Genomic DNA, 26168 nt, shown 5'->3' with positions numbered 1-26168 from the left:
TAGGTAGAGGTGTACAGCGTTAGCTGTACGCCTTTTTTGTTGCCTTGTTTCCCGCGTTTTTTCCACAAATTATTGATTATAAACTAAATGCTTATATTTGCAGGCTCAATAGATAAATTTTAGCCTATGAAGTATTTTCTGTTATTAAGTTTCAGCCTTCTGTTTTTGCAGAGTAATGCACAAAAATCTGACGTTTCAAATGAGCCAGATAGCGTAAAAAAATCAGTCCTTGCTACTTATTACAATAGAAAATTCGAAGGCCGCCGAACCACTAGCGGCGCCAAATACAGAGCCAAAAAATTTACAGCCGCCCATCGATCCTTGCCTTTTGGAACGAAGGTTACGGTTACCAATCCCGATAACGGAAAATCAGTTGTAGTTAAGGTAAATGATCGAGGTCCTTTTGTAAAAAGACTCGCTATAGATTTATCAGAAAGTGCTGCAAAACAGATCGGTATCTATCGTAAAGGTATCGCACGTGTGAAGCTCAGCTACACCCTAGAGTAGTACTCTTTTTAACTCTAAATCCCCCCGCATTTACCGCCAAAATTTAAGTTATTAACACTTGTTTTGGTTTACTAAAGCCTTAAAAAGAAATGATTAGCTTTTTTTTCGCTCGAAAATGAGATTTAGCTGATTGAATTATCCACCTATTTCGAAGTAGTGTTAACAACTTTGGTTCACAGAAAAGGGCTCCTGTATATATATTTGTTATAACAAAGTTCTTTAACTTCTTGCGCTTTAAAACAAATGTAAAAGCTTAGTTTTTAGTAATTTATACGTAGATCTCTCTGATTGCAGACTTAAATTTTCCTAATTAAAAACTCAGTAGTTTGCAAAGCGACGAGGTTAGCACTTTCACAACAGCGTTTTGATAAAAGACATTACAATCATCATATAAAATTGGTGGATGCGTGCCTTTGTCGGCTCTGTGCAAATTGAAGATTAAAAAACATCAGCATATGGAACAGGAATTATTACTACAAGAAAATAAAGATAGGTTTGTGCTATTGCCGATTAAGTATCCGGCAATATGGGAAATGTATAAAAGAACTGAAGCTAGCTTTTGGACCGCAGAAGAGATTGATCTTTCTGACGATCAAAAACATTGGGATAGCTTAAACGACGGGGAAAGACATTTCATTTCGCACATTCTTGCTTTCTTCTCGGCTAGTGATGGTATTGTAAACGAAAACCTTGCGGTAAACTTTATGAGTGAGGTTCAGTTGCCAGAAGCACGCTGTTTTTATGGTTTCCAGATTATGATGGAAAACATACATGCCGAAACTTATGCCTTATTAATTGATACCTATATTAAAGATCCAGAAGAAAAAGATCGTTTATTTCATGCGATCGATACCGTTCCAGCTGTAAAAAGAAAGGCAGAATGGGCTTTACGTTGGATTGATAATGGAACCTTTGCCGAGCGTTTGGTTGCATTTGCTGCGGTTGAAGGTATTTTCTTTAGCGGAAGTTTCTGCTCCATCTTTTGGTTGAAAAAACGAGGCTTGATGCCAGGTTTAACCTTCAGTAACGAATTGATATCGAGAGACGAGGGTTCACACTGCGAATTTGCTTGTTTGTTGTACAGCATGTTGAGCAATAAATTGAGTGAAGAGGCTGTGCACGGAATTATTCGCGATGCGGTAGAAATCGAAAAGGAATTTATTACGGATGCCTTGCCAGTAGCGCTAATTGGTATGAATGCAAAGCTAATGAGTCAGTACATCGAGTTCGTAGCCGATAGATGGTTACAAGAACTGGGTTACAAAAAAATCTACAATGCAACCAATCCATTCGATTTTATGGAAATGATTTCATTGCAAGGAAAAACGAATTTCTTTGAAAAGCGTGTTGGCGATTACCAAAAAAGTGGCGTTTTAACTTCGGCAGATAATAACAAACAAGCGTTTTCTTTAGATGAAGACTTTTAAGGGATCCTATTGATACCAAACAATTAATAAAAATTATAAACGCGAAAGATTAAGTTTCGAAACTTGAAGTTCGCTAAACGATACTAAACTAAAAAATCTCATAAAATATGTTCGTACTAAAAAGAGATGGCCGCAAAGAGGCGGTGCAATTTGACAAAATAACTGCACGCATTCAAAAGCTGTGCTATGGTTTAAATGCCGATTTGGTAGATCCAATCGATGTAGCTAAAAAAGTAATTGAAGGTTTGTACGATGGTGTAACCACATCAGAGTTGGATAACTTAGCAGCGGAAACAGCCGCCTCGTTAACAACAAAACATCCTGATTATGCATTATTGGCCTCGCGTATTGCGGTGTCTAACTTGCATAAAAACACTACAAAATCTTTTTCGGGTACGATGAAAATGTTGTACGAATATTTCGACCCGAAAGCGCAAAAAGCAGCTCCGCTTATTGCTGATGATGTTTATGAGATTATCGAAAAAAATAAGGACATTTTAGACAGTAGCATCATCTATGATAGAGATTTTGGTTTTGACTATTTCGGATTTAAAACGTTAGAGAAATCTTACCTTTTAAAAGTTAATGGCAGTATTGTAGAGCGTCCTCAGCATTTATTTATGCGCGTTTCAGTTGGTATCCATAAAGAAGATATCGAAAGCGCAATTAAAACCTATAACTTAATGAGCGAGCGTTGGTTTACACATGCTACGCCAACATTATTCAATGCAGCTACACCAAAGCCACAAATGTCATCATGTTTCTTATTAACCATGCAGGATGATAGCATTGAAGGCATTTACGATACTTTAAAACAAACCGCTAAAATTTCTCAAAGTGCTGGTGGTATTGGTTTGAGCATTCACAATATCCGCGCAACAGGTTCATATATCGGCGGCACAAACGGTACAAGTAACGGTATTATTCCAATGTTACGCGTATTTAACGATACAGCTCGTTATGTAGATCAAGGTGGAGGTAAACGTAAAGGTGCTTTTGCAATCTATTTAGAGCCATGGCATGCAGATGTTTTCGAGTTTTTAGATTTACGTAAAAACCACGGTAAAGAAGAAATGCGTGCCCGTGATTTGTTCTACGCCCTTTGGATAAACGACTTGTTTATGCAACGCGTAAAAGATAACGGCGAATGGACTTTATTCTGTCCGCATGAGGCACCAGGCTTAGCCGATTGTTTCGGTGCAGAGTTTGAAGCTTTGTACACCAAATATGAAGCAGAAGGTCGCGGACGTAAAACCATTAAGGCACAAGAGCTTTGGTTTGCCATTTTAGATTCGCAAATTGAAACAGGTACCCCTTACATGTTGTTTAAAGATGCAGCGAACAGCAAATCTAACCAACAAAACTTAGGTACAATTAAGAGTTCTAACCTGTGTACAGAGATTATCGAATATACCTCTAAAGATGAGGTTGCGGTTTGTAACTTAGCATCATTAGCATTGCCTCGTTTCGTAATCAACGGTCAGTTCGATCACCAAAAACTGTACGACGTAACTTATCAGGCAACGTTAAACTTAAACAAAATCATCGATCACAACTACTATCCAGTTGTTGAAGCTGAAAATTCAAACATGCGTCATCGCCCGGTAGGCTTAGGTGTACAAGGTTTGGCCGATGCCTTTATCTTGTTGCGTTTACCGTTCGAGAGTGATGAAGCGAAACGCTTAAACAAAGATATTTTCGAAACGATTTACTTCGCATCGATGACGGCCTCTCACGATTTGGCAGTGAAAAATGGTCCATACCAAACGTTTAAAGGCTCTCCATTATCAAAAGGTAAATTCCAATTTGATTTATGGAATGTAACGCCAGATAGTGGCCGTTGGGATTGGGATGCATTGCGCAAAAAAGTAGTTAAAAATGGTGTATATAATTCATTATTGGTTGCACCAATGCCAACCGCATCTACCTCTCAAATTTTAGGTAATAACGAATGTTTCGAACCTTATACTTCAAACATCTACACCCGTAGGGTATTGAGCGGAGAATTTGTTGTGGTAAACAAACACTTGTTGAAGGATTTAGTTGCCCTAGGTTTATGGAACAATGAGATGAAGAACCAAATCATCTTGGCGAATGGATCAATTCAAGGTATTCCTTCAATTCCAGATTACATCAAAGAACTGTACAAAACAGTTTGGGAAATTAAGATGCGTAACATCATTGATATGGCTGCAGACCGTGGCGCGTACATCTGCCAATCGCAATCGTTAAACTTGTTTGTAAATGCACCAAATACTTCAAAATTAACTTCAATGCACTTCTACGCATGGGAGAAAGGATTGAAAACCGGTATGTACTACTTGCGTACTCAGGCTGCAAACCAAGCGGTTCAGTTTACGGTAGAGAACCAAGGTGGTAAAGCCATTGAGGCTGTAATTCCAGCTCAAATGACAGCAGACCAAGTGGCAGAAGAAATTGTTGACGGACCAGTTTGTTCAATGGAAGAAGGTTGCATTAGCTGTTCAGGTTAACATAAAATGAAAAAGATTAACGGCCAAAGTAAAGCCTAAATATCTTCTCATTACAAAGCAATAAATTTATAAGGTTTTGGGCAATCGCTCAAAACCTTATTTTTTGTTTATACTTTTGTGTATGTCTTCACCCATCTATAGCGCCAAGCACGAAATCATTCCTTGCGAAAGATGCAATAACGCTATTGAGTGCAAGGCCAATTCTTATACCAAATGCCAGTGTAGCGTGGTACAACTCAGCATTAACGAAGTGCAATATATCTCCGAGTTGTATGAAGGCTGTTTATGTGCCAAATGCCTTTTTGACTTACAACAAGAATATCGGGAAGAGATTGGTGGATAGGACGAAGCTTTCCTCTACAATTATTTTCAACGCTCTAAATTTTCTTCTGAATCCACCGAAATTTGTATCGTTTTCGGCACATGGCTCTAGGTCTGAAATAGGACATCATTAGATAAGTTTTCAACAAAATCACTGCCGCTGTATTCTGTAATTATTCGCCTAAACCTAAATCCTTAGTTTTTGTGGTTTTTATGCGCTATAATTCACGATTTCAAGAAATGCAAAGTGCAGTTGATATTTTAGTTAAAATCGCCCCTGAGCAGTCTCAAGGGCCTTAAATTGAATAAAAATATTGTTAAAAATATTGTTAAATCTCGTAACAAAGCATTTAATTTGCTATCAATATGGTGCTTAATAAATGGTTTATTAGGCCTAAAAAAATAGAAAATACTTAATATTATGGAAACGCTCATTTCTAATTACTGGTGGGTTTTGGTGGCACTGATGTGCATTGTTTTATACAAATATATTTTACGCTTCCTGTTTGGGATGGTGATTGTGCCAGAGGATAGAATCGGCTTAATTACCAAAAAATTTGTGCTCTTTGGTTCAGCAAAGGAATTGCCGGATGGCAGAATTATCGCCATAAAGGGCGAAGCGGGTTTTCAAGGCAAAACCTTAGCGCCAGGCTTATATTTTGGGATGTGGTTTTGGCAATACAGTGTTACCATGGAACAATTTACCATTATCCCAGAGGGAAAAATTGGATTAATTATGGCCAAAGATGGTTCTGAAATACCAACGGGAAACATCTTGGGTCAAAGGGTAGAGTGTGATAACTTTCAGGATGCAGTAAAGTTTCTTGAAAATGGCGGTCAGCGGGGTAGGCAAACCTCCTACATCACATCGGGCTCTTACCGGATCAATACCATGCTTTTTCAGGTTTCTGTTACGGATATGATTCGCATTCAAGAAAGTATGGTTGGTATTGTAACCACTTTAGATGGTTTGCCCATTGAGGCCAATCAAATTGCAGGGAAAATGGTAGAAGGGCACAATAACTTTCAGGATTTTGATGCCTTTATCAAACAAGGTGGTAATCGTGGTTTGCAACCTCAGGTAATTTTAGCAGGTTCTTACAACTTGAATCCTTGGGCCATACAGTTAGAAGAAATCCCAATGACTGAAATTGCAATTGGTTATGTAGGGGTGGTAATCTCGTTTATTGGTACGGATGGGAACGACTTAACTGGTGCAGATTTTAAACATGGTAACATTGTGGCAAAAGGTTCAAAAGGGGTTTGGTTGGAACCGCTCGGCCCTGGAAAGTACCCTATTAACAAATACATTATGAAGGTAGAATTGGTGCCTACAACCAATTTGGTTTTGAACTGGGCATCTGCCCGAAGTGAAGCACATAATTTGGATAAAAACTTATCAACCATTACGGTGCGTTCCAGAGATGGTTTCCCTTTCAATTTGGATGTTGCACAAATCATTCACGTGCCAACAACAGAAGCACCAAAAGTAATTGCTCGTTTTGGTAATATGGTCAACCTCGTTTCGCAGGTTTTAGAGCCTACAATTGGTAACTATTTCCGCAACTCGGCGCAGGGTAGCGATGTAATTGCTTTTTTAAGCACCCGTAAAGAACGTCAGGAATCTGCAAAAGAGCATATCAGAAAAGTGCTTGACGAGTATAACGTAAATGCAGTGGATACCTTGATTGGGGATATTGTTCCACCAGAATCGTTAATGAAAACTTTAACCGACCGTAAAATTGCGGAAGAGCAAAAGGTTACTTACGAAACCCAAAAACAGGCGCAAGAAACGCGTCAGGGGATGGAGAAGGAAACTGCTATTGCAGATATGCAGAAAGATATTGTTAAGGCACAACAAAGTGTTGAAATTGCCGAACGCACGGCTAGTGCTACGGTTAAAAAATCGGAAGGTGATGCAGCGGGTGTTAAACTAGCTGTGGGTGCTGAAGCGGAAGCCACGAAAATGAGAGCCCATGGAGAAGCCGAGGCAACCAAAGCGAGGGCACAGGCCGATTCTGAAGCAATTAAATTAAGAGCCTCAGCAGAGGCAGAGCAAATTTCGTTAACAGGTAGCGCAGAAGCTGGTAAAATTTTGGCCGTAGGTAAATCTACAGCTGAAGCTTACGAATTGGCTGTTAAGGCTTTAGGTGGCGAAAACTTTACCCGATATAAAATTACCGAAGAATTATCAAAAGGTAATGTTAAGCTAATTCCTGATGTTTTGATAGGAGGTAATGGCTCGCAAAACGGTGGCTCGGCCATGGATGGTTTGCTGGGTTTAAAATTGATGGAACTTATGGACCCCCAACAGCGTAAAGAAGTGGTTGCAGTTGCGGAAATTGTGGAGACAAAACCCAAACCCAAAAAGGATAACATCAATCCGTAAATCAATTTGAATAGAGAAAGACCCCGAACATTTGGGGTCTTTTCTTTTATACAATTGCAGCCCCAAATAGCAGCACAATTTTCCTTTCAATAAACGGGATAGCAGTGGCAGCCTCTTGCCGAATGGGAAAGGCAGTGCAGGGTTAGCAAGAGCTATAACGGATAGCCCGAAGGCCATAAAGCGAGCTTATGACTTTGCTTTTCTAAAAAACAATTACATAATTATGCCGTTCTACTTTTAAACAAAATAGTAACTTTGCACATTAATTTTTAATGGGTGTATTTTCCATGATCTCAATACTTTGGGGGAGATGACATTCAATAGATCAATGATTTAAAAACATGAAGAAAGTAAAAGTTGGCCTCGTACAAATGACTTGTACCAAAAACAAGCAGGAAAATTTAGATAAAGCGATTGTAAAAGTGAGAGAGGCAGCTGCGAAAGGTGCTCAAATTGTGTGCTTGCAGGAGCTTTTTACTTCGTTATATTTCTGCGATGTTGAAGATTATGATAATTTCGATTTAGCTGAAAAAATTCCTGGTCCATCAACTGATGCTTTGCAGGAAGTGGCGAAAGAACTGGGTGTTGTAATTATTGCTTCCTTGTTTGAAAAACGGGCGGAGGGCTTATACCACAATACAACAGCGGTTTTAGATGCTGATGGTTCTTATTTAGGTAAGTATCGCAAAATGCACATTCCGGACGACCCCGCTTTTTACGAGAAATTTTATTTCACACCTGGTGATTTGGGCTACAAGGTTTTCGATACAAAATTTGCAAAAATTGGCATCTTAATTTGTTGGGATCAATGGTATCCTGAAGCATCACGCATAACGGCTTTAATGGGCGCTGATATTATGTTTTATCCAACTGCAATTGGTTGGGCAACAGATCAAGACGAGGAAACCAACCAAGATCAATACAATGCTTGGCAAACCATTCAACGCTCGCATTCAGTAGCCAATGGCGTGCCTGTAGTAAGTGTAAATCGTGTTGGTTTTGAGCAAGATGGTACCATGAAATTTTGGGGGGGAAGCTTCGCAACTAATGCCCAAGGTAAATTGCTTTATTTGGCCTCTCATGATAAAGAGGAAACTGAGGTTGTGGAGTTGGATTTAGATCAAAGCGACTTTATGCGCAAGCATTGGCCGTTTTTAAGAGATCGTAGAATTGATTCTTACCAGCCAATTACCAAAAGATATATCGATAACGATTAAAGGTTAGGTGGGTGGGGAAGTCCGGAGTCTTGAGTCTGGAGTTGGAAGTCCGAAGTCGGGAGTTGGGTGTCCGAAGTCCAAGTTTGAAGTTTGGAGTTGAAGTTTACAGTTCAAAAACTGAAGTTGATTTGTTTTGGGTATTAAAAAGTGTTTAATTTGGTTTCTATTCAGTATAGATTAGAAATATACGCTTCCAAATTAGATTACAGAGTATGGCTTTTAAATTCGAGAAACTAAAGGTTGGCAAAAGGCTTTAGATTTAGCTGATGAGATCAATAGGATAACCAAAACCTTTCCGAAAGATGAAGTTTATGTTTTTTTGACCTCTCAAGTTAAACGTGCTGCTGACTCTATTTCAATGAATATTGCTGAAGGCAGTACAGGACAGAGTAACCCGGAATTTAAAAGTTTTTGCGTCATGCTTTGAGATCGGATGTGGAAGTTGTGAATTGTTTGCAATTAGCAATGAGACGAGGTTATATTGATGATGTGATTTTTAACAAACATTATCAGTCTTGCGAAGAAATCCTTATCATGATTTCAGCTCTGATTAAATCATTGCAGTAACAAAGCCAAAAATTTCCACTTTCTGAATAATAAACAATAAGATCCGACTTCAAACAACTGACTTCGGACTAATAAAAAAATACCTTCGGAGCTCGATTAACCGACTTCCGGACTAGTAAAATTATATATGTCACAATTTCCTCCAAGAAAAGATTTAAATATCAATCCATTTGATTATTCGCCAAAAGAACAGGGATTTTCTTTCCCAGCTGAATGGATTAAACATGAAGCCACTTGGTTAAGTTGGCCGCATAAGGAAGCCTCCTGGCCTGGGAAAATTGATAAGATTTACAAACCTTACAGTGAATTTATTAAGATAGTTGCCGAGGGTGAAAAAGTACGCATCAACGTTAAGGATGAGGAAATGCAGGCTTTTGCGGTATCAGAATTAACAAAAGTAGGTGCTGATTTGACTCAGGTTGAGTTCTATTTCAACGAAACTAATGATGCTTGGTGTCGCGATCACGGGCCTGCATTTTTGCTTAAGGGCAATGAAAAGGCTGTTGTAGATTGGGGTTACAACGCTTGGGGCGGAAAATATCCTCCGTTTGATTTGGATGATGTTGTTCCAACAAAAATTGCTAATCATTTCAATTTGCCCTTATTTGCTCCAGATTTAGTAATGGAGGGCGGTTCAGTTGAATTTAATGGTGCTGGAACGATTTTGACCACAACAGCTTGCTTATTGAATGAGAATAGAAACCCACATCTGAACAAAGCCGAAATTGAGCGGTATTTACTTGAATATTACGGACAAGACCAGGTTTTGTGGTTGGGAGATGGCATTGTTGGAGATGATACCGATGGGCATATTGATGATATTACTCGTTTTGTGAACGAGGATACCGTTTTAACGGTTGTGGAAAGCAATCCGCTGGATGAAAACTACTTACTCCTTCAAGAAAATCTGGAAGCCTTAAAAGCCATGAAATTAAAGGATGGGCGCGCTTTGAAGATTGTGGAACTGCCTATGCCATCACCGGTGATTTATGAGGATACTCGATTACCAGCATCCTATGCTAATTTCTATATTGCAAATTCGGCTGTAGTTGTTCCTGTTTTTGATGACGTAAACGATCAAAAGGCCTTGGATATTATTCAATCTTGCTTCCCCGATAGAAAGGTTGTTGGGGTTAACTCTGTAGATTTGATTTGGGGTTTGGGTAGTTTTCATTGCTTGAGTCAGCAGGAGCCAGCGGTATAATTGATTTTTTGATGAAACTAAGCAGAATCATTTTATTTGGTAATAATATTGAAGCATTAAAAGGATTTTATCAATCGATATTTAACTTCCCTGTAGTTGAAGAAATAGAAGGGGAGTGGTTGGTATTTGATGCAGGTGGAATGGAGATTGCTTTTCATAGAATTGGTGAACCTTATAGAAATGAGGAGCCGTTTAGGGTAGAAAGTAATACAAAATTGGTCTTTAGTATCGATGATGATTTGGTAAGTTTTAGAAAAAGACTTGTAGAAAAAAGCGTTAAAATGAAAGATGTTAAGTCTTTCGATGGCATAGATTTTATTTTTTGTGATGGAGAGGATGTTGAAGGAAACATTTTTCAGCTTAGTCAGAAAAAGGCGTAATCTTTTATTGCTTTAAATTATAACTTTACAACATTAAAATATTTCAACTTTACAACATTTCATAATGAAATTATTAGAAGGAAAAACGGCATTAATTACAGGCGCATCGAAAGGTATTGGTCGTAAAATAGCTGAAAAATTTGCCGAGCAAGGTGCGAACGTGGCGTTTACGTATTTGTCATCAGTAGAAAAGGGTGAAGCATTAGAGCAGGAGTTGCAAGGCTTTGGAACGAAAGTTAAGGGTTATCGTTCTGATGCATCTAAGTTTGATCAGGCCGAACAGTTAATCAACGACATTGTGTCCGAATTCGGAACAATTGATATCGTTGTAAATAACGCAGGAATCACCAAAGACGGTTTGCTTATGCGTATGAGTGAAGAAAACTGGGATGATGTAATCAACATCAACCTGAAATCGATTTTCAATGTAACTAAGGCTGCCTCAAAAGTAATGATGAAAGCGCGTAAAGGGGTTTTCATCAACATGAGTTCGGTGGTTGGTGTTACGGGTAACGCAGGACAAGCCAATTACGCGGCATCAAAAGCCGGTATTATTGGTTTCACGAAATCTGTAGCTAAAGAATTGGGTTCGAGGAATATACGTGCTAACGTTGTTGCGCCAGGTTTTATACGTACCGAAATGACGGAGGTTTTAGATCCTGCGGTTGTTGCGGGCTGGGAAAAAGATATTCCACTTAAACGGGCAGGCGAAACTGAAGATATTGCTAATGTTTGCGTTTTTCTTGCATCTGATATGAGCGCCTATGTCACAGGCCAAACCCTATCGGTTTGTGGCGGAATGCTTTAAAATAAAAGGATTATATGTAATTGAAGGTGGAAGGTTCCTTTCCACCTTTTTTTGTAAATGGGATTTCAATCCATGCTTGATGTAGATTACAAATCTCGACTAACTGCATTTATCTAACACTATACTTCCCATCAACTTCTTCAATGTTTGGCATTGTTTTGCTTTTTTCAAAGGCAAAATAGCCCAACTGCAAAGTCTTCCAAAAACTCAGTTGAGCAGGAAAATTAATGGCATACTTGTTTAAATTTGCATTTGTCATTTTGAATGGATAAATATGAACTGGAATTTTTTCCTGCCCAGAATTTCTGGCTTCTACGGCTAAAATATACAGCTCTTTAATTTTTTCATCAGTAAGTGGAATGCAGCCTACGGTTACGCAATCTCCATGAATGTAAATGTCTGAACCAGTCTTCCTATCTTTTCCGGTTCTGGCATAATCTACTGTATTTGGGTAGTTTAAACCAAGAGATAAATGATAGCTGCTCATCGGGTTGAAAACATTAATGTAATAAAATCCTTCGGGAGTTTGCCCATCGCCCTCAATAACTTTTGGGCCGAGGGTGCCAGAATGGGCGCAGAAATCGTAGGTGCGAAATAACGAATATAGTTTAGCCGATTTTGCTTTTAACCAAACTTCAAGTTTTCCCTCTGTTTTGTAGGCATTAATCAACATGGAAAAATCGTTGCCAAAACCACCCGTATGCACAAATTTTGCTAAATCTTCCCATTTCTCATTGTAGGCTTTTTCTACTCTTTCAAATTTAATTTGGGTTTCTTTAAAGTTATTTTGTGCATTAACCATAAAACTTAGGCATAGAAGTAACATTAAAAAGGTAAATTTCATACAATTTGGTTTGTGTAAAGCTAAATAAATTACCGCTTAAAGGGCCAATCTTCCCGAAGGGAAAATTTCTACCCGCTTTGCGATTATTAACAAAATTAGCATCTTTATAAAATATGAAAGGCTTTTTTGCTGATGCTTCTATTTTATATTTTCTGGGTTGCCTAGCGCTAGGTATTTTATATGCATGGTTGCTTTACCGAAGAAATAAAAATATTGAGCGGAAATTACTTTATGGCCTAACTGCAATCAGAATAATTGCCGTTACCGCAATCGCTTGGTTATTGTTTGCCCCCTTAATTAAAACATTAAACTATACCCCTGATAAACCCATCATCATACTAGGGCAAGACAATTCTCTTTCGGTAGGGCAGGTAAAAGCGTTGGGCTTTGATCAGAAATTGTACGAACGAAATTTAAAGGTTTTAGTGGATAAGTTATCTGACCGATACGAGGTGAAAACCTATCATTTTGGAGATGCAGTAAATGATGGATTCGATTTTAAGAACCAAGGAAAATTCACCGATGCCTCTGCTTTTTTTCAAAAGGTTAGAGATGAATATACCAATAGGAATATAGGCGCAGTTGTGTTGGCTACAGATGGTATTTTCAATCACGGGGGAAACCCGCTTTATAACATTGAGCAAATTAATGCACCTGTTTATAGTATTGCTTTGGGCGATAGCATTCCGAAAAGAGATGTGTTGATTTCGAATATCAATTACAATAATATTGTTTACCTAGATGATGATTTTACGATAGAAGTTCAAGTTCAGGCCTTTCAAAGTGGGGGAGAAAACACAATCCTGACGGTTAATCAAAACGGGGTCAAAGTTGGGCAGCAAAACATCAACGTCAACTCAAATTCGTTTCTAAAAACCATTCCGATAAAATTGCATGCCGGAAAAGTTGGGATACAAAAATGTACCATTCAAATAGCGGCGCTTAAAAACGAAATTACCACCAAAAATAACGTACAAACATTTTATATTGAGGTGATAGATGGCAGACAAAATGTATTGCTCGCCTCGGCGGGGCCTCACCCTGATTTATCCGTGCTTAAAGAAGCCATATCGCAAAATAAACACTATGAAGCTAAACTGGCACTTGGTGACGAATTAGATGCGGCAGATCCAACTAAATTCGATTTAGTTGTTCTTTATCAAGTGCCTGATGTACAAAACATTTCTTCAGGTTTTCTGCGTAAGATGAGTGGTTTAAAAAAACCAATCTGGTATATTGTTGGTGCTCAATCCAATGTTAATGCTTTTAACCAAATCCAAAATCAGGTTAATTTGGGTGCTGCAAATGGCTCGATTCAAGAAGTTTTTCCAGATGTTGCAAATGACTTTACGAGCTTTAACCTATCCGAACAAGATAAAAAGCAGTTTTCTATTTATGATCCATTGCTTTCTCCCTTTGGTCGTTTAACGCTTAACGCAAGTACTACATCGGTATTAAATCAGCGGATAGGTAAAGTAAGCACACAACAACCATTGCTGTTTTTTACGAATGATAATGGCCTAAAAGCGGGTTACTTGATGGGGGAAGGTTTATGGCGGTGGAAATTATCTGAAGCACAGCAGGAGGGGGAACAATCCACACTGATTGATTTGATTTCTAAAACCGTTCAATACCTTTCTGTAAAAGACGACAAAAGAAGGTTTAAGGTATTTACTTCCAAATCGGCATATGATGAGAATGAAACCATTCAGTTTAATGGCACACTTTATAACGAAAGTTACGAGCCTGTAAATGAAGCAGAGGTGAATCTGCAAGTCAAAAACGAGTCTGGTAAAATCTTCAATTATATTTTCTCAAAAACCGAAAAAGGTTATCAGCTTGATGCCGGAACGATGCCAGCAGGAAATTATAATTATGTTGCCAGTACCTCATTAGGTGGGAAAAAGTTTACTGCATCGGGAAGTTTTTATGTAAATGCTTTAATTACCGAATACCAGCAAACCACGGCAAACCATCAATTGCTCAACACAATTTCTAAGCAAAGCAATGGGAAAATGTTTATGCCAGCAGATTTGTTGAAGATTGCAGATGAAATTCTTAAAAACGAGAATATTAAAACCATTAGCTACGAAGACCGTAGGTACGACGAGCTCATCAACATAAAATGGCTTTTTGGTTTGATTTTGATTTTATTGAGTACGGAGTGGTTTTTAAGAAAGCGAAATGGGGAGTTGTAACTTAATCTTGATGAATTTAGATGGCTAGAGAAATTGATTGTTGGCACGAATCGGCGATTGAGTTCATAACTTGCCTTTAGATGCTGAAAATAAATTCGGCACTACGGCGGTGCCTATAAGAGCTTTTATAATCTGAGAACAACTTGACTACGTTGAAGCAATAACTATTGAAAGAATTAAAAAGGTAGTCGAACAAAACAAAAACGGTGAATTTATTTACTTAGAACTTAAAAAATACAATCAAACCTTTATTGAGCAAATTGAATCAGCTAAAGACACTAAAGCAGTTTTGAAAATTTGGGAAGAGATGAAAGCAAAATCTTTTCTTAACTACAATGTGGACTTACAAAAGCAAGAAGAACACATTGAAGAATTTAAAGCATTGGCTTTAGAAGAACAAAAAAAAGCATTTGGTTGAGTTTTTAGACAAAAACCAATTGTATGTAAATCTTTCTTCATTGAACGATAAAGACTTTGCAGTTTCCGCAGAAGAAAATAAAGTAACACAAGACTTTCACCAAATAAAAAATAAATAGAATGGAACAAGATATTAGATGGCATCAAAGGTTTTTTAACTATAATAAAGCGTTGCTTAAATTAGAGCAGGCAATTGCTTATATTAAGCATAATTTTATAGAGCACGAAGAGGACAAAATGGACTCCGAAGATTTAGGATATGTGTTAGACGAAATGATCAAAGAGGGTTTAATTCAACGATTTGAATATACTCACGAACTGGCTTGGAATGTGATGAAGGATTATGCGGAATATCAAGGGAATAATTTGGTAGGTGGTTCGAGAGATGCAACTAGAGAAGCACTGCAGTTAAAAATTATTGAAAATGGAGAAGTTTGGATGGATATGATACAAAGCAGAAATAAAACTACTCATACATACAATGAATCAACAGCCAACGAAATTTATCGAAAAATAATAGAAAATTACTTTCCTCTCTTTTTAGCATTTAAAATAAAGATGGAAGAGAAAAGAAGTGGTGAACAACAAAAGCAATTGTAAAATGAATTACGGATTATCAGTATTGCAATTTGAACAAATAGTAAAAGTCTTTGCGAGTCATAAAGAAATTGATGAAGTTATACTTTATGGTTCGAGAGCCAAAGGAACTCAAAAACCGTATTCAGATATAGATATTACCTTTTTAGGCGATAACATAAATTTTAGTTTACAACAAAAAATAGAAATTGAACTTGATGATTTATTATTACCCTACAAATTTGATGTTTCTCTATATAAATCAATTGCCAATATTGATTTAGTGGAACATATTAATAGAGTTGGGAAAACAATTTATAAGAAGGAAAGTTAAATGGCTTTTTGGTTTGATTTTGATTTTATTGAGTACGGAGTGGTTTTTAAGAAGGCGAAATGGGGAGTTGTAATTTAATCTTGATGAATTTAGATAGGAGTTTAAACTAACTAATCCTTCTTTTCTTCGTGGATGATTACAAAAACATCTTCATTATCTTTTTTCATGAAGTATTTTTCACGAGCAAACTTTTCGGCCGTGTTAAGGTTAGTGTTCAGTTCGTTTAAATCTTTTTTAACCTGAGCGGTTTCCTTTTCGAAATATTCCTTTTCCTCCTGCAATTTATTCGCCTGACTCCGGTATTCGTACTGCGACATCATATCATTTTTATCGAAAAACAGCATCCATAGGGCAAAAGCAACCGTTGCAATGAAATATTTGTTGCGGAAAAGGTCTATTAAACGTTTCATATGATGTTATGAGGTTGAGGGATAAGGCTCCCAAATCAATCGAACAAATATAGTATTAAAATAAAAACATCCGAAGATTTAAAATCTCCGGATGTTCTACAAATAAGTTTTTCAACTTCTTAACAATTTAATGCCGATAGCTTAAACTACGGGTAAATTATTTTTTTGCGTATTTAAAGCTTTTTCCGATAAAACGAGCAGTTTCACCCAATTCTTCTTCGATACGTAATAATTGGTTGTATTTTGCAATTCTATCAGAACGTGAAGCAGAACCTGTTTTAATTTGTCCGCAATTTAAAGCAACAGCTAAATCTGCAATGGTAACATCCTCAGTTTCGCCAGAACGGTGACTCATTACCGATGTATAGCCATTTGTTTGTGCTAAAGTAACTGCGTTAATGGTTTCAGTTAAAGAACCAATTTGATTAACTTTTACTAAAATCGAATTGGCTGTTTCCTCGTCAATACCACGTTGTAAACGCGTTACATTGGTTACAAATAAATCATCGCCAACCAATTGTACACGGTCGCCAATTTTATCAGTTAATGCTTTCCAGCCTGTCCAATCGTTCTCATCCATACCATCCTCAATCGAAATAATTGGGTATTTCACAGATAAATCAGCTAAATATTGAGCTTGTTCTTCGCTAGTACGAATGGCACCTTTACTGCCTTCAAATTTGGTATAATCGTATTTTCCGTCTTTGTAAAATTCAGATGAAGCGCAATCCAAAGCCAAATAAATGTCGGCACCTGGTTTGTAACCTGCTTTTTCAATGGCTTTTAATACCGTTTCAATTGCATCTTCCGTACCATCAAAAGTAGGGGCAAAACCACCTTCATCACCAACAGTTGTAGTTAAACCTCTATCGTGAAGAATGCCTTTTAAAGTGTGGAAAACTTCAGTTCCCCAACGCAATGCTTCAGAAAAAGTTGGAGCACCCACTGGCATAATCATAAATTCTTGGAAAGCAATAGGGGCATCAGAGTGAGAACCACCATTGATAATGTTCATCATTGGAATAGGTAAAGTATTAGCATTTACACCACCAATGTAACGATATAAGGGTTGGCCAATTTCATCTGCTGCTGCTTTTGCTGCCGCTAAAGAAACGCCTAAAATGGCATTAGCACCCAAATTACCTTTGTTTTCGGTAGCATCAAGGTCTAACATCATTTTATCAATTGTATTTTGTTCGAAAACATCTATACCTCTCAATGCATCAGCAATTTTGGTATTTACATTTTCTACAGCTTTTAAAACGCCTTTACCTAAATATGTAGATTTATCTCCATCGCGTAATTCAACAGCCTCGTGTTGGCCAGTAGATGCACCACTTGGTACCGCTGCACGCCCGAAAGCGCCTGCTTCTGTTACTACTTCTACTTCTAGTGTTGGATTGCCTCTCGAATCGAGAATTTGTCTGGCATGGACATTAACAATTATGCTCATTTCTATTTGATTTTTGTGATTTTTTTATCTGCTTAGTGTATAAAGTACAATTACTTAGCTCAACACCAAAGTTAGTATATTTTTTAAATAAATAAAGAGATAATAGGCTTAATGTTACGATCGTTATTCCTGCCTTTAAACTTTCCAAGTGGATTTGAAATCTCTTTTTTTGGAAAAGCAATTGCAGTGTTGCATCGGTTAAATCAGTCCCGCTTTTCGTTGCAACAAAAGCAGAAAAAGCTTTTGGTTTACACTACAATCGGGTTTGGAAAACTCGGGTTAATGCAAAATACAAAAACCCGATTTTACCACTAAAAAGCAATATTATTCTTTCTGGATTTTATTTATTATTTCAGTTCATCCAAAACTTTGAATAGTTTTTTGTTAATACCGTTACCGCTGTAGTTATTAATGTTTATTACAATAATGTATTTATTCCCAGCCGAGTCGGTATGGTAACCAGCAAATGCAGAAACATCATTAATGGTTCCGCTTTTAATTTTCATGCCGTTATACTCGGGGAAGGCCTTATAATAATCGGCAAACCAATTTTCCTTTTGGGCTTGAAACAATACATTAGCCATTGCCGAAGTGGTAATCCGATTGCCGGGCGATAATCCGCTGCCATCAATAATATTTAAGGCACTTTTATCAATGCCCTTGCCTGCCCAAAAGTTAATTGCTGTTTCAGCACCTTTTGCTGTTGATGCTGGTTTGCCAGCTTTTAAGGCAATCGTTTTCAGTAAAGTTTCGCCATATAAGTTGATGCTCTTCTTTAAAAACCAGTAGGCAATCTCGCTTAAAGTTGGCGAAGTAATGGTGCTTATTTTTTGGGTTGCAGTAGGTATTGCTTGCTTGTTTATGGCCATCAATCGTGTGGTTGTTGCTTCATTGGCCTCAATGCCTAATCTTTTTAAAGTATCTTGTAATCGGTAGGCACAATCGAAGGCCGGATCGGGCAATGCCACCGAAATACCTGATTTTCCAACACCCATGCCCCAGCTACCACGCAAGTATGCAACATTACTATAAGGCGGAAGAAAAGCATAACTTCTATCGCCCGTGCCAGATGCGCCCGTTGTCAATTCGTTAACAATCTGTAGATAAGGGGTAGTTGGAGAAGTTTTTACAATCTTAGCTTCCTCACCCGTACTCGAACCGGGTCGTAAGTGGATATCGAACTGATTTTCACGCCAAGCCAGGCCAGCGGTTCCTGCGCCATAGTAGTTCCCAATATCTTGCCAAACCCATCCCTCGGGAGTGGTCTGTGTAGCAAAAATACGATCGTCGCCGATAACCGAACCTTCAATCTTTTTAATACCAGCAGCCTTGATTGCCGAAACCCACTGTGTTAAAACCGTATTTTCTTTATTCTGGTATCTCCACGATGCAAGTGTTGGGTCGCCACTGCCAATAATGATTAAGTTTCCCTTTAAAACGCCATCGGCACTAATGTTGCCTGTATAAGCTAAAGTGGTTTGAAATTGAAAATCTTTACCCAACATACTGAAAGCGGTTGCCGCAGTTATGGTTTTTAGGGTAGAGGCAGTGGCCAAACCAATTTGCTCGTTTTTAGCAAATAAAGTTTTTCCCGTATTGGCATCTAATACACAAAGTGAAGCAATGGCGTGTTTGGCTTGCTCATCATTAAGCAAATTGTTAAATGCCTTTTCCAGATTTTGAATTCTGTTTTGAGCAAAGCCATTCAGGGCAATGAAGAGCAAAAATAGGGTGGGTTTTAAAAATTTCATTGGGTAAAATTAAATGAAATAAAAAAAGTGATGTGTAACAAACACATCACTTTCTATAACTAAAGTTGCTGGTATAAATACTTATACCAACTCTTTTTGAATTAAATATTCGGCAATTTGAACCGCATTTGTAGCCGCACCTTTGCGTAAATTATCGGCCACAATCCACAGATTTAGGGCCTTTGGTGCCGATTCATCTCTACGAATTCGACCTACAAAAACTTCGTCTCTTTCGTGTGCATCTTTTGGCATTGGGTATTTCAAATTGGCCACATCATCAACCACGATAATGCCTGGCGATTTTTCTAAAATGCTGCGTACTTCGGCTAAATCGAAATCATTTTCAAACTCAATGTTAACAGATTCTGAGTGACCACCCATTACCGGAATACGAACAGTGGTGGCGGTAACTTTAATATTGTCATCGCTCATAATTTTATTCGTTTCCTTAACCATTTTCATTTCCTCTTTGGTATAACCATTTTCCATGAAAACATCAATGTGTGGTAGTACGTTTAAATCAATTTCGTATGGATATGCTTTTGGACCATCAATGCCTTTACGCTCGTTCATTAATTGTTCAACCGCTTTAACACCCGTTCCAGTAACCGATTGGTATGTAGAAACCACAACACGTTTAATTTTGTATTTATCGTGTAATGGCTTTAAAACCACAACCATTTGGATGGTAGAACAGTTCGGGTTTGCAATTATTTTATTGTCGATGGAAAGCTCATGAGCGTTTACTTCAGGCACTATCAATTTAATGGCTGGATCCATTCTCCAAGCTGATGAATTGTCGATAACCGTTGTTCCAGCTTCTTTAAAACGCGGTGCATGCTCCAATGAAGTATTTCCACCGGCAGAAAACAAGGCGATATCTGGTCTCATCCCGATTGCAGTATCCATGCTAACGATTGGAAACTTCTTACCCTTAAAAGTAATTTCCTTACCAACACTCTTTTCTGATGCTACGGGAATTAACTCTGTTAAAGGGAAATTTCTTTCCTCCAATACTTTTAACATTACAGTGCCTACCAATCCGGTTGCACCAACTACTGCTACTTTCATTTTAAATTTTAATTATTATTTTTATAAACATTTGATATAAGCCCAAATATGAAGAAAATTCTGCTTATATCCCTATTGTTATTTTCTAAAATTTCATTTTCGCAAGTTTACGATTCATTTTATGATGGTGATTTCGCTCAAAACCCCATTTGGAAAGGGGATGTAAGTTATTTTCAAATTAATGCTCAAAAACAACTGCAATCTAACGGGCAACAAGCTGCTTCGCAAACGATTTCTCTATCTACAGTCAATAATTTAAGCTCAAATGCCAGTTGGGAGTTTTTTATGCAACTTAATTTCGACCCAACTACAAGTAATTTCGTTCGTGTATATCTCACTTCTGATCAGGAGAATTTAAAAGGGAGTTTAAATGGATATTTCGTTCAAATTGGGGAGACTGGCGCAACAGATGGCTTTCATTTGTACAAGCAAACAGGGAACTCAATTACAAGGATTATCACTGGTTCGCCGAAAGCCAGACCGAATGCGAACCTAATAATGGCGAAAGTAAAGGTAACTAGAGATGCCTCTGGTAAATGGGAGCTGCTTACAGATGTGACAGGAGGCAACGTTTTCAATTTAGAAGGGACGGTTATTGATAATGCTTTGGCTTCTTCAGAATTTGCGGGTGTGTATTGTAGGTATGTTACTGCAAGTCGTTATAATCAATTTATTTTTGACGATTTTCAAATTGAAGATCTCGTTCCTGACGTTACGCCGCCGAACCTTAAAAGCATTGCTGTGGTGGATGCCTTAAATGTAGATGTCACTTTTTCTGAACCTTTAGATTTAACATCAGCATTAAACAAAAATCATTATACCTTGTCGAATGGATATGGAAATCCTGTGCTTGTTTCCGCAACAGCTTCATCAAATGTTTATCGTTTAACTTTCTCCAATAATTTTATATCAGGTAGTTATAATCTGTTGGCGACTGATTTAAAGGACTTAAAAGGAAATGTGATTTCACCAAATAGTAGTTTGAGTTTTACGTACATCAAACCTTACTTCGCTCAATATGGCGATGTTGTCATCAATGAAATATTTGCAAATCCGGCCGGAAACCTCAGCCTACCGCAAAAGGAATATATTGAACTTTGGAACACAACTAACCAATATATTTTAACGAAAGGTTGGAAATATGCAGATCAAAGCTCTACACACACTTTCTTGACTGATACGATAAAACCCAACGAACATGTAATTTTAACGGCAAAGGCGGATGAGCCGCTATTCAAATTGTATGGGAAAACCATTGGCTTATCTCTTTGGCCAAGTTTAAATAATGATCAGGATGTTTTGACTTTAAGCAATGAGCAGGGTAAAATAATAGATCAGGTTTCGTACGCTGATCGTTGGTATAAAGATGATAAAAAGAAAAAGGGGGGCTACTCCTTAGAGTTGATCGATCCGAAGAACATCTGCAAGGGCATACAAAATTGGAATGCTTCTGTTGATGTGTCGGGCGGAACACCTGGTCGGCAGAACGCTGTTTATCAGGCTCAACTCAGTACCGAAATTCCAAAGCTACAAAGTGCACATGTAATTGATAGCGTGACCATTCAAGTTAACTATTCCAAATCTGTTGATAGCTTAACAGCTGTACAGCTTTCCAATTATTCCCTAAATAATTCAATTGGAAACCCAATTTTTGCCACCATTGAATCTTCAAACTTTAGCTCGGTGACACTAAAACTTGCACAAGAAATGGCAAGAGGAGTGGAAAATAACTTAACCATCCAAAAAGTGACTGATTGCGCGGGCAATTTCATCAGTTCTACAGAAAATTCGGCAACGTTGTTTATGGCAAAACGGATAGGTAGGGGCGACATTCTAATTTCGGAGCTTTTATTTAATCCAAGGTTTGGTGGCGCTGATTTCGTTGAAATTTATAATCATACCAATCATGTTTTGGATTTGAGGGATTTGCAGTTGGCCAATGCAGATGCTACTGGCAAGCCTTCGAACGTTAAAAATATATCCACCAAAAATTTATTTATTCCACCTAACACGTATTGGGTTATAACCACAGATGCGCTTAACATCAAGCAAAACTATGAAACCAAATTTCCCTCGCAATTTGTTCAACTTGCCAGTTTGCCAGCCTTTGGCAATGATAAGGGAGCTGTTATTTTACTTAGTCGTGGTCAGGTTGTAGATCAGTTAAATTATACTTCGGCAATTCATCACCCCCTTATTCAAGATAATGACGGAATATCCATTGAAAGGGTTTCTTTCGAGGTGGATGCAAACAATCCAGATAATTTTAAGTCGGCTGCTGCCACTGTTGGTTATGCTACACCCACGTATAAAAATTCTCAACAAGCTAGTGGGGGCGAAAATTACGTAAACCTCCTGTCAAAAACTTTTTCTCCCGATGGTGATGGATTTGAAGATGTAATGAGCCTTGAATATAAGATGGCGGAGCATGATTGTGTGGCTACGGTGAACGTTTTTTCTGATAAAGGGCATTTGGTTAGGAGATTGTTAAAAAATCAAACCATTTCTACCGAGGGTAGCTTAACTTGGGATGGTTTGGGAGATCATGGGGAGGTATGTGCAATTGGGATTTACGTTATTTCTTTTGATGTGTTTAATCCGAAAGGTAATGTGAAGCATTATAGAAATACATGTGTTTTGGCGGGAAAGTTGAATTAAAATAGGGATTTTTTTTCTTCGCAGATTTTGGTTAACTGAAATTTTCTGTGTCTTCCGTGTTTGGGGGGCAGGCAAGTGCCATATTTTTTCCCGCAGATTAAGGTGATTTAACGCAGATTTTGGTTAACCGAACTTTTTTGTGTTTTCTGTGATTGTGGGGGCAAGTAATTGCGATATTTTTCCCGCAGATTAAGGTGATTTACCGCAGATTAGGTTTAACTGAAATTTTCTGTGTCTTCTGTGTTTCCTTGGCAGACAAGTGCGATATTTTTTCCCGCAGATTAAGGTGATTTACCGCAGATTTTGGTTAACCGAAATTTTCTGTGTTTTCTGTGTTTGAGAGGTAGACAAGTCCGATATTTTTTCCCGCAGATTAGGGTGATGAAACGCAGATTTTGGTTAACTCAAATCTTTTGTATCTTCTGTGTTTCCTTGGTGGGTAAGGGCGATATCACAAAGTTTGAGTTAACCATCTTGGTATTCGGGAATTCCTAAATCAAATTCGTTTTGATGTAGTCGCAACTAGATTCTATCGATCCTATTGGATTTGGGTAATAGTTGTTTTCATGTTCTACAAAGAAGTGTTGCAAACCTGATGCTTTAGCCCTTGCGAAAATGGCTTTGAAATCAATAGAACCTTTTCCCACTTCTGTATTGAGTTCGGGTTTAGCTTTGTCCATATCTTTAACGTGCCACATCGGGAAACGACCAGGATGAGCAGAAATCAGACTCAGTGGATCGTTTCCGGAGCGAACTACCCAATACAAGTCCAGCTCAAAGCCAACCAAATTTTTATCGGTTTCGTTTAAGTACACGTTATATCCTGTTGTATCGCCAATTTTCTTAAACTCGAAATCGTGATTGTGGTAGGCAAACTTTAAACCTGATGCTTTTGCAAGCTCAGCAGCCTTGTTAAATGCAAGTGCTGTACTTTTAAAACCATCTGCACCTTTTGATGTATCCACATGCGCGCCAGCAATTGTGAAATATTTACCGCCTATTGCAGCACAAGATTCAATGTCTGCCTTTAGGGCATCCGTTTTTCCGGTTTTGATGAAATCATCCATCCCGTAATGACCACTTGGTGCCATTAGTCCGTTACTGCTTAATAGATTTTTAAATTCTTTAGGCGTTAGGCCCCAAAATTTTCCGTTTGAGTAGCCATAAGTTTCTACCTCCTTGTAGCCTGCTTTTGCTACTTTTTCGATTATACCTCTTACATCTTTCGGCAATTCGTCTCGAAGCGTATATAGCTGTAAGCCAACATTTTTATTTACTTTATCAAAGGCTAATGAGGGGATAATTAAGGCAGCGCCTGCCACCAATCCAACGTTTTTTATAAATGTTCTTCTTGAGTTCATGATGGTCTTTAAATCAATTCTTTTTTAACGTAGGCGCAACTTGCTGTAACCGAAGCCATTGGATTAGGTTTGTAATTTGTTTCATGCTCAACAAAGAAATGTTTCATGCCTGATAGCTGGGCTTCTGCAAAAATAGATTTAAAGTTAATGGCGCCTGTTCCAACTTCTGTATTTAAATCGGGATTAGATTTATCCATATCCTTAACATGCCACATGGTAAAACGTCCTGGATTTTCTTTAAATAGTTTCAATGGATCATTTCCTGAACGAACAACCCAATATAAATCCAACTCAAAATCGACTAGGTTATTATCCGTTTCTTTTAAAAGTATTTCGTAGCCAGTGGTATCTCCTTGTTTGTCAAATTCGAAATTATGGTTATGATAAGCCAACCTTAAGCCGGCATCTTTACACATTTTACCTGCAACGTTTAGTTTCACTGCAAGTTTCTTATAATCTTCTGCATTGGTTCTAATCGTTGGATCAAGCCATGGTACAGTTACATATCCGCTCTCCAAAACTTTTGCTGCTTCGATGGCCGCTTTCAATTCATCCGTGTTGCCATCAGATAAATAGGTACCCATGCCATAATGCCCGCTTGGCGCCTTTAAACCATTTGCATCCAATAGTTTTTTAAAGTCGCTTGGCGAAAATCCCCAGAACTGGTCTTTGATAGAGAAGCCATAAGTTTCTACCTCCGAGAAACCCGCTTTACCGATTTTTTCGATGGTTTCTTTTACGCCTTTTGGGAGCTCATCTCTAAGCGAATACAGCTGCAAACCAACCGCTTTTTTGCTGGCAACGCAAGCAAAAGATGGAACTAAGAGTGCGGCTGCGGCGGCCATACTGCTACTGATTATAAAACTTCTTCTTGATAACATAAGGCGAATATTAAATATCACAAATGGAAATTGCCTTTTTTAACGAGGCTATTTTATCTTCGTTTTTGGGTATAAATTCTTGTGCAACGAAACCTTTAAAGCCTGTGTCGTGTATGGCTTTCATAATGGCTGGATAATACAATTCTTGGCTATCATCAATTTCGTTTCTGCCAGGAACACCAGCCGTGTGGTAATGTGCAATGTATTGATGGTTTTCTTTAATCGTACTGATTACATTTCCTTCATCTATCTGCATGTGGTAAATGTCGTATAGGAGTTTGAAGTTTTCTGAACCCAAACGCTTACAAAGTTCTACACCCCATGATGTTCGATCACACTGATAATCTTGATGATTGACTTTGCTATTTAAAAGTTCCATCACCAAAGTAACTTTGTGTTTTTTTGCCAATGGAATAAGTTGTTTTAACCCTTCAACACAATTTGCCCAACCTGTTTCATCATCTTTGCCTCTTCGGTTTCCGCTGAAGCAGATTAAATTTTTATATCCCGCCTCAGCCACCAATGGAATCATTGCCGAATAATTTTTGATTAAGGTTTCGTGGAATTGTTTATCGTTAAAGCCATCAACCAAATTAATTTCTGCTCCGTTACACATGGTAGATTCTAAACCATGCTTTTTTAGTATCGCCCAATCTTTCGGGCCAACGAGGTCAATTCCCTTTAAGCCGATTTTTTTTGCTTCAACACAAAGGGTTTCTACATCCAAGCCGCTAAAACACCATCGGCAAACTGAATGGTTGATATTGCCTTTTAATTTCCCAAATGTTGAATTGGGTTCTACTTTATCCATGGCTAAGACAGAAAAACCCGATGAAACACCAATTGCTGCAGTTCCGGCGATGATGTTTTTCAAGGCATTTCTTCTATTTACGTTCGACATT

General features: G+C 38.0%; 21 protein-coding genes and 1 pseudogene. 14 read left to right on the top strand and 8 right to left on the bottom strand.

Annotation, left to right across the window (positions count from 1 at the left end):
- Window positions 1–126: 126 nt before the first annotated feature.
- The 10 genes and pseudogenes from DHW03_RS12350 (at window position 127) to fabG (ending at window position 11312) form a co-directional block, all read left to right on the top strand.
- Window positions 127–507, top strand: coding sequence for a septal ring lytic transglycosylase RlpA family protein (locus tag DHW03_RS12350; protein WP_109926163.1), 381 nt, complete (start codon window positions 127–129; stop codon window positions 505–507).
- Window positions 508–962: 455 nt separating this feature from the next.
- Window positions 963–1934, top strand: coding sequence for a ribonucleoside-diphosphate reductase small subunit (locus DHW03_RS12345; protein WP_109926162.1), 972 nt, complete (start codon window positions 963–965; stop codon window positions 1932–1934).
- 107 nt (window positions 1935–2041) lie between these two features.
- Window positions 2042–4426 carry a ribonucleoside-diphosphate reductase subunit alpha gene (locus DHW03_RS12340; RefSeq protein WP_109926161.1) on the top strand — a complete coding sequence of 795 codons (2385 nt, stop codon included), beginning with the start codon at window positions 2042–2044 and terminating at the stop codon, window positions 4424–4426.
- A gap of 121 nt (window positions 4427–4547) precedes the next feature.
- The gene (locus tag DHW03_RS12335; RefSeq protein WP_109926160.1) at window positions 4548–4769 is read left to right on the top strand and encodes a cysteine-rich CWC family protein; all 222 of its coding nucleotides are present in this window, start codon (window positions 4548–4550) and stop codon (window positions 4767–4769) included.
- 399 nt (window positions 4770–5168) lie between these two features.
- Entirely contained in the window at window positions 5169–7136 is a 1968-nt protein-coding gene (locus DHW03_RS12330; protein ID WP_109926159.1) for an SPFH domain-containing protein, read from the top strand.
- Window positions 7137–7477: 341 nt separating this feature from the next.
- Entirely contained in the window at window positions 7478–8353 is an 876-nt protein-coding gene (locus tag DHW03_RS12325; protein ID WP_109926158.1) for a carbon-nitrogen hydrolase, read from the top strand.
- A gap of 223 nt (window positions 8354–8576) precedes the next feature.
- Window positions 8577–8920 (top strand): annotated as a pseudogene (locus DHW03_RS19680) (four helix bundle protein).
- A 127-nt stretch (window positions 8921–9047) separates the two neighbouring features.
- Window positions 9048–10124 (top strand): agmatine deiminase family protein, encoded by a 1077-nt coding sequence (locus tag DHW03_RS12315; RefSeq protein ID WP_109926157.1) that lies wholly within the window; start codon window positions 9048–9050, stop codon window positions 10122–10124.
- Between the two features lie 11 nt (window positions 10125–10135).
- Window positions 10136–10504, top strand: a complete 369-nt coding sequence (locus DHW03_RS12310; protein WP_109926156.1) for a VOC family protein — start codon at window positions 10136–10138, stop codon at window positions 10502–10504.
- 64 nt (window positions 10505–10568) lie between these two features.
- Complete coding sequence (fabG, locus tag DHW03_RS12305) at window positions 10569–11312, top strand: 3-oxoacyl-[acyl-carrier-protein] reductase (RefSeq protein WP_109926155.1); 744 nt, start codon at window positions 10569–10571, stop codon at window positions 11310–11312.
- Window positions 11313–11421: 109 nt separating this feature from the next.
- Here the strand turns inward: fabG and DHW03_RS12300 are convergent, their stop codons facing one another.
- Window positions 11422–12156, bottom strand: coding sequence for a L,D-transpeptidase family protein (locus DHW03_RS12300; protein WP_109926154.1), 735 nt, complete (start codon window positions 12154–12156; stop codon window positions 11422–11424).
- 113 nt (window positions 12157–12269) lie between these two features.
- On the opposite strand from DHW03_RS12300, the gene DHW03_RS12295 reads away from it, so the two are divergent.
- The 3 genes from DHW03_RS12295 to DHW03_RS12285 all read left to right on the top strand — a co-directional run bounded on the left by DHW03_RS12295 (window position 12270) and on the right by DHW03_RS12285 (window position 15681).
- Window positions 12270–14354 carry a hypothetical protein gene (locus DHW03_RS12295; RefSeq protein WP_109926153.1) on the top strand — a complete coding sequence of 695 codons (2085 nt, stop codon included), beginning with the start codon at window positions 12270–12272 and terminating at the stop codon, window positions 14352–14354.
- A gap of 537 nt (window positions 14355–14891) precedes the next feature.
- Window positions 14892–15371, top strand: a complete 480-nt coding sequence (locus tag DHW03_RS12290) for a nucleotidyltransferase substrate binding protein (protein WP_109926152.1) — start codon at window positions 14892–14894, stop codon at window positions 15369–15371.
- A gap of 1 nt (window position 15372) precedes the next feature.
- Window positions 15373–15681 (top strand): nucleotidyltransferase domain-containing protein, encoded by a 309-nt coding sequence (locus tag DHW03_RS12285; protein WP_109926151.1) that lies wholly within the window; start codon window positions 15373–15375, stop codon window positions 15679–15681.
- Between the two features lie 110 nt (window positions 15682–15791).
- Here DHW03_RS12285 and DHW03_RS12280 read toward each other — a convergent pair whose 3' ends face one another.
- The 4 genes from DHW03_RS12280 to DHW03_RS12260 form a co-directional block, all read right to left on the bottom strand.
- Window positions 15792–16091, bottom strand: coding sequence for an FtsB family cell division protein (locus DHW03_RS12280; protein ID WP_109926150.1), 300 nt, complete (start codon window positions 16089–16091; stop codon window positions 15792–15794).
- A gap of 157 nt (window positions 16092–16248) precedes the next feature.
- Entirely contained in the window at window positions 16249–17544 is a 1296-nt protein-coding gene (gene eno, locus DHW03_RS12275; RefSeq protein ID WP_109926149.1) for a phosphopyruvate hydratase, read from the bottom strand.
- A gap of 347 nt (window positions 17545–17891) precedes the next feature.
- Window positions 17892–19295 carry a D-alanyl-D-alanine carboxypeptidase/D-alanyl-D-alanine endopeptidase gene (gene dacB / locus DHW03_RS12265; protein ID WP_109926147.1) on the bottom strand — a complete coding sequence of 468 codons (1404 nt, stop codon included), beginning with the start codon at window positions 19293–19295 and terminating at the stop codon, window positions 17892–17894.
- Between the two features lie 81 nt (window positions 19296–19376).
- On the bottom strand, window positions 19377–20366 hold the full coding sequence (locus DHW03_RS12260) for an aspartate-semialdehyde dehydrogenase (RefSeq protein ID WP_109926146.1): 990 nt from the start codon (window positions 20364–20366) through the stop codon (window positions 19377–19379).
- A gap of 48 nt (window positions 20367–20414) precedes the next feature.
- On the opposite strand from DHW03_RS12260, the gene DHW03_RS12255 reads away from it, so the two are divergent.
- Window positions 20415–23024: a lamin tail domain-containing protein gene (locus DHW03_RS12255; RefSeq protein WP_109926145.1), complete on the top strand. Its 2610-nt coding sequence runs from the start codon at window positions 20415–20417 to the stop codon at window positions 23022–23024.
- A 491-nt stretch (window positions 23025–23515) separates the two neighbouring features.
- Here the strand turns inward: DHW03_RS12255 and DHW03_RS12250 are convergent, their stop codons facing one another.
- Genes DHW03_RS12250 through DHW03_RS12240 form a run of 3 tightly spaced genes read right to left on the bottom strand, consistent with a single transcriptional unit; the run spans window position 23516 to window position 26167 of the window.
- Window positions 23516–24385 (bottom strand): sugar phosphate isomerase/epimerase family protein, encoded by an 870-nt coding sequence (locus tag DHW03_RS12250; protein WP_109926144.1) that lies wholly within the window; start codon window positions 24383–24385, stop codon window positions 23516–23518.
- Between the two features lie 8 nt (window positions 24386–24393).
- A complete protein-coding gene (locus DHW03_RS12245; protein WP_109926143.1) occupies window positions 24394–25266 on the bottom strand; it encodes a sugar phosphate isomerase/epimerase family protein in 873 nt (290 codons plus the stop codon).
- Window positions 25267–25276: 10 nt separating this feature from the next.
- Complete coding sequence (locus DHW03_RS12240) at window positions 25277–26167, bottom strand: hydroxypyruvate isomerase family protein (RefSeq protein ID WP_109926142.1); 891 nt, start codon at window positions 26165–26167, stop codon at window positions 25277–25279.
- Window position 26168 lies beyond the last annotated feature (1 nt).

Origin of the sequence: Pedobacter yonginensis (genome assembly GCF_003173595.1) — a bacterium.
Lineage (GTDB): Bacteria > Bacteroidota > Bacteroidia > Sphingobacteriales > Sphingobacteriaceae > Pedobacter > Pedobacter yonginense.
The sequence above is the reverse complement of the archived record's forward strand: the minus strand, read 5'-3'. Positions and strand labels throughout refer to the sequence as shown.

Coding starts and splice junctions, on each gene's coding strand:
- DHW03_RS12350 (WP_109926163.1), top strand. CDS start 127: ATGAAGTATTTTCTGTTATTAAGTTTCAGCCTTCTGTTTTTGCAGAGT.
- DHW03_RS12345 (WP_109926162.1), top strand. CDS start 963: ATGGAACAGGAATTATTACTACAAGAAAATAAAGATAGGTTTGTGCTA.
- DHW03_RS12340 (WP_109926161.1), top strand. CDS start 2,042: ATGTTCGTACTAAAAAGAGATGGCCGCAAAGAGGCGGTGCAATTTGAC.
- DHW03_RS12335 (WP_109926160.1), top strand. CDS start 4,548: ATGTCTTCACCCATCTATAGCGCCAAGCACGAAATCATTCCTTGCGAA.
- DHW03_RS12330 (WP_109926159.1), top strand. CDS start 5,169: ATGGAAACGCTCATTTCTAATTACTGGTGGGTTTTGGTGGCACTGATG.
- DHW03_RS12325 (WP_109926158.1), top strand. CDS start 7,478: ATGAAGAAAGTAAAAGTTGGCCTCGTACAAATGACTTGTACCAAAAAC.
- DHW03_RS12315 (WP_109926157.1), top strand. CDS start 9,048: ATGTCACAATTTCCTCCAAGAAAAGATTTAAATATCAATCCATTTGAT.
- DHW03_RS12310 (WP_109926156.1), top strand. CDS start 10,136: ATGAAACTAAGCAGAATCATTTTATTTGGTAATAATATTGAAGCATTA.
- fabG (WP_109926155.1), top strand. CDS start 10,569: ATGAAATTATTAGAAGGAAAAACGGCATTAATTACAGGCGCATCGAAA.
- DHW03_RS12300 (WP_109926154.1), bottom strand. CDS start 12,156: ATGAAATTTACCTTTTTAATGTTACTTCTATGCCTAAGTTTTATGGTT.
- DHW03_RS12295 (WP_109926153.1), top strand. CDS start 12,270: ATGAAAGGCTTTTTTGCTGATGCTTCTATTTTATATTTTCTGGGTTGC.
- DHW03_RS12290 (WP_109926152.1), top strand. CDS start 14,892: ATGGAACAAGATATTAGATGGCATCAAAGGTTTTTTAACTATAATAAA.
- DHW03_RS12285 (WP_109926151.1), top strand. CDS start 15,373: ATGAATTACGGATTATCAGTATTGCAATTTGAACAAATAGTAAAAGTC.
- DHW03_RS12280 (WP_109926150.1), bottom strand. CDS start 16,091: ATGAAACGTTTAATAGACCTTTTCCGCAACAAATATTTCATTGCAACG.
- eno (WP_109926149.1), bottom strand. CDS start 17,544: ATGAGCATAATTGTTAATGTCCATGCCAGACAAATTCTCGATTCGAGA.
- dacB (WP_109926147.1), bottom strand. CDS start 19,295: ATGAAATTTTTAAAACCCACCCTATTTTTGCTCTTCATTGCCCTGAAT.
- DHW03_RS12260 (WP_109926146.1), bottom strand. CDS start 20,366: ATGAAAGTAGCAGTAGTTGGTGCAACCGGATTGGTAGGCACTGTAATG.
- DHW03_RS12255 (WP_109926145.1), top strand. CDS start 20,415: ATGAAGAAAATTCTGCTTATATCCCTATTGTTATTTTCTAAAATTTCA.
- DHW03_RS12250 (WP_109926144.1), bottom strand. CDS start 24,385: ATGAACTCAAGAAGAACATTTATAAAAAACGTTGGATTGGTGGCAGGC.
- DHW03_RS12245 (WP_109926143.1), bottom strand. CDS start 25,266: ATGTTATCAAGAAGAAGTTTTATAATCAGTAGCAGTATGGCCGCCGCA.
- DHW03_RS12240 (WP_109926142.1), bottom strand. CDS start 26,167: ATGTCGAACGTAAATAGAAGAAATGCCTTGAAAAACATCATCGCCGGA.